This is a genomic window from Streptomyces palmae, assembly GCF_004684805.1.
In the GTDB taxonomy this organism is placed as follows: domain Bacteria; phylum Actinomycetota; class Actinomycetes; order Streptomycetales; family Streptomycetaceae; genus Streptomyces; species Streptomyces palmae.
Genome location: NZ_SRID01000501.1, coordinates 1 through 4,088 on the forward strand (window position 1 = coordinate 1; position 4,088 = coordinate 4,088).

Consider the following 4,088-nt stretch of genomic DNA (forward strand, 5'->3'; position numbering starts at 1 on the left):
CGGCCGCTCGTACGGCTCCTGCCGCCGGCCCGCGCCCAGGGGGTGGTCCGGCGGGGCCGGGGAACGGGAGCCGACGTCCCGGGTGGGGCCACCGCCGTCGTCTGCCGTGCCGGACGCCTCCTCGGAGGGTGGGGGCGAGGCGATGTCTCGCCGGGCGCCGGCATCGCCCCAGCCGGGCCGGCCGTGGTGGCCGTGCCGGTGCCAGTCCAGGTGCCCTCGCCCCGGCCACCCGGGACGATCGTGTCCGGGCCACTCCGACCGGCCCCGCTCCCGCCACCGGTGGTGTCCCGGACCTCCCGGGCGGTCCCAGCCCGGCACCTCGGGCAGGTCCCGGCCCGGCCATCCGGGGCGGTCCCGCCATGGCGGCGCCGTACGGTCGAGGTGCGGGCGGCCCGCACCTGGGCGGTAGCCGGTCGTATGGTCGTCGTCCGAGGCGTAGGCCACCGGGGTGGCAAGGGAAAGAACCGTGGTCAGCAGGGTGACCGCCCACCGGGATCCATGCACTCCAGCCACGACCGCATCCCTCCGCGCCGAGCCGCCGGATGACGGATTCAGCGTCACACGAGGGAGCGAACTCGGCATCTCGGACATGCGTTCCCGAGCGGGTGGCCGAGCGGCCCGCGTACGGCGGGGTGGGCGGGCCCCGGGTGCGGCCCGCCGGGGAGCATCCCGGGACCGCGGCCCCGTGCGGCACGATGTACGGACCTCCGGATGCGTCCCGCGTAGGGGCGGGGCGTGCGGGCGCCGGGTGCGGCCCGCCGGAGACCGTCCCGGGACCACGGCCTTCGGGAGGCGCCCTGTGCCACGCGGGTGCGTCTGGCATGCCCCCGCTCTCGTAGCGCCCCGGCCCCGCGCTCCCCGTACGGCACGCTGCGCGGCACGTCGTACGGCCCGTGGTGCGTCCCGCCGGAGCGCGCCCGTACTGCCATCCGGCGGTGGGTGCGGCCAACCGGCGGTCAGCCGGATACGCGCCGGGCCGCCACCCGGTCGGCGGACACGGCTCACTCCCCTGGGCGAGCCGTGCCCTCCGCCGTCGGTGCGGGTCAGACGGTCAGGACGATCTTGCCCACATGACCGCTGGCCTCCATCAGCTCGTGGGCGGCGGCGGCCTCGCGCATCGGCAGCGTACGGTCCACCACCGGTCGCACCCGGCCGCTCTCAACCAGCGGCCAGACATGCTCGGTGACCGCCGCCACGATGGTCGCCTTCTCCGCCAGCGGACGGGAGCGCAGGGTGGTGCCCATGACCGCGCAGCGCTTGCGGAGCAGCGAACTCAGGTTCAACTCGGCCTTCACACCGCCCTGGAGGCCGATGATGACCAGTCGGCCGTTGACCGCCAGCGCCTGTACGTTCCGGTCCAGGTACTTGGCGCCCATGATGTCCAGGATGACGTCCGCGCCCGCCCCGGCGGTGTTCTCCCGGATCTCCTCGACGAAGTCCTGCCGGCGGTAGTCGATCAGGATGTCGGCGCCCAACTCCCGGCAGGCGGCCAGCTTTTCCGGGCTGCCCGCGGTGACCGCGACCCGGGCGCCCACCGCCTTGCCCAGCTGGATGGCGAGGGTGCCGATCCCGCTGGTCCCGCCGTGCACCAGCAGGGTCTCCTCGGGGCGCAGCCCGGCCACCATGAACACGTTCGACCAGACCGTACAGGCCACCTCGGGCAGCGCGGCGGCGGTGACCAGGTCCACGCCCTTGGGCACCGGCAGCAGCTGTCCGGTCGGCACCGCGACCTTCGAGGCGTAGCCGCCGCCCACCAGCAGCGCGCACACCTCGTCACCGACCGCCCAGCCGGTGACGCCCGGTCCCAGGGCGGCGATCCGGCCGGAGCACTCCAGGCCCGGGTAGGGCGAGGCACCGGGCGGCGGGCTGTAGAGGCCCTGGCGCTGGAGCACATCGGCGCGGTTGACGGCGCTGGCCACCACCTCGACCAGCACCTCGCCCTCACCGGGAACGGGGTCGGGCACCTCGGACCAGAACAGCGCTTCCGGGCCACCGGGTTCGGGGATCGTGATCGCATACATGCGGCGAGGCTACCGCCCGTTCGAACGCTCCTCGGGGGGCCGCGCGCGGACGATCGTGATCAGCCGGTCGGCGTACTGCAGGGGGCTCGCCTCGGGGTCGTCGTAGGGCAGCAGCCGGTGCCCGCGCAGTACCGAGACCACCAGGTCCTCGGTCTCCCGCACCGACCGGCCCACCTCGGCCTTGACCACCGGGCGCTCCACCAGGTCCAGCCCGCTGCCCTGCTGGATCAGGTCCTCGATGACCGCTCCCGCGCTGGGGCTCTGCACGCTCATGCCGAGCAGCCGCCCGGCCGCGCTGGCGCTGGTGATCACCGCGTCGGCGCCGGACTGGCGCAGCAGCGGCGCGTTCTCCTCCTCCCGCACCGCGGCCACGATGGTGGCGCCCCGGTTCAACTGCCGGGCGGTGAGGGTGACCAGCACGGCGGTGTCGTCGCGCTGGGTGGCGATGACGAACTGGCTGGCCCGCTGCCCCTCCGCGCGCAGCAGCACGTCACTGCGGGTGGCATCCCCCACCACCCCCACGAAACCGTCGGCGTTGGCCGCCTCGATCACCTTCTGGTTGGGGTCGACGACGACCACCCGGTCCTTGGAGAGCCCGGTCGCGCACAGCGTCTGCACGGCGGACCGGCCCTTGGTTCCGAAGCCGACGACGACGGTGTGGTCGCGCAAGCGGGACCTCCAGCGGTTGAGGCGGAACTGCTCGCGGGTGCGCTCGGTGAGCACCTCCAGCGTGGTGCCCACCAGGATGATCAGGAACAGCACGCGCAACGGGGTGACCAGCAGGACGTTGGTGAGCCGGGCGCTGTCGCTGTGCGGCACGACATCGCCGTAGCCAGTGGTCGAGAGGGTGACCGTGGAGTAGTAGATGGCGTCCAGCAGGCGCACCGGACGGCCGGAGTTGTCGTGGTAGCCGTCGCGGTCCGCGTAGACGATGGCCACGGTCGCCGCCAGCACCAGAAGGGCCATCAGCAACCGTCGTATCACCTGGCGCAGCGGCCCCACACCCTGCTGGGGCATCCGCACCCGGTGGGACTGCGACTCGGGGACGTGGGCGGCGGCGTCATGCGGGGGCAGTCTCATGCGAAGCCTCCGGCGGAGGGGTCGGCGCCGGAGGGGGATCCGCCGGCGGGCCCGGCCATCCAGGCCGCCCAGGGCAGGTCCAGGGTCTCCACCTCGGTGCCGCGCGCGGCCCCGCCGGGCGGGATCACCGCCAGGGCGTCGGCCACCGCCACCCCGCGCAGCATGGCGGGCCCGTTGAACCGCAGCGGGACCGCCTCGGCCCCGCGGTAGGTCACCGGCACCAGCCGGGTGTCCCGCGGGTGGCCGGAGACGGCGGCGGCCAGCGGCGCGGGCGGGTAGGCCCGTACGGTCCGGCCGCCGAGGGTACGCAGCAGGGGCTCGGCCAGCGTCAGCAGTCCGGAGACCGCGGCCAGCGGGTTGCCGGGCAGCCCGACCAGGTGCCTGTCCCGGTCCAGCCGGGCCAGCAGCATGGGGTGTCCCGGGCGCACCGCGACCCCGTCCACCAGGAGTTCGGCGCCCAGCCGCGCCAGTGCCGGATGCACCTGGTCGACCGGGCCCGCCGCGGTACCGCCGGTGGTGATCACCAGCTCGGCCGGGGAGTCGGCCACGGCCGAGGCCAAGACCTCGACGTCGTCGGGGATGTGCCGGGTGGCCAGCACCTCGGCGCCGAGCGCGGCCAGCCACGGGCCCAGCATCGGGCCGAGCGCGTCGCGGATCCGCCCCTCGCTGGGGAGGCCGGCGGAGAGCAGTTCGTCGCCGAGGATCAGCACCTCGACCCGGGGGCGGGGTGCCGTCGCGAGCCGGTCGTAGCCGGCCGCGGCGGCCAGCCCGAGCACCGCCGGGGTGACCAGGGTGCCCTCGGGCAGGAGTTCGTCGCCGCTGCGGCACTCCTGGCCCCGCGGCCGGATGTCCTGCCCTTGCAGCACCGGCCGCCCCAGCCCGGCCCGCAACCAACCGGCCGACGGGACCCCGGCCGAGGCGCCCGGGCTTCCGTCGGGGTCCGTGCCGGTGCGCTGGATGCCGGGGGGCGGCGTGTGGGAGGCGGGG

3 protein-coding genes are annotated in these 4,088 nt (G+C 75.2%); all 3 read right to left on the reverse strand.

Annotated features, from left to right (window positions below; all coding sequences use genetic code 11):
* Window positions 1-1,043: 1,043 nt before the first annotated feature.
* A complete protein-coding gene (locus tag E4099_RS29945; RefSeq protein WP_135342250.1) occupies window positions 1,044-2,021 on the reverse strand; it encodes an NAD(P)H-quinone oxidoreductase in 978 nt (325 codons plus the stop codon).
* Between the two features lie 9 nt (window positions 2,022-2,030).
* Window positions 2,031-3,101 (reverse strand): potassium channel family protein, encoded by a 1,071-nt coding sequence (locus tag E4099_RS29950; RefSeq protein ID WP_135342251.1) that lies wholly within the window; start codon window positions 3,099-3,101, stop codon window positions 2,031-2,033.
* The coding region (locus tag E4099_RS29955) for a molybdopterin-binding protein (RefSeq protein WP_245245305.1) at window positions 3,098-4,088 on the reverse strand (991 nt) is incomplete at its 5' end. The genes E4099_RS29950 and E4099_RS29955, both read right to left, overlap by 4 nt.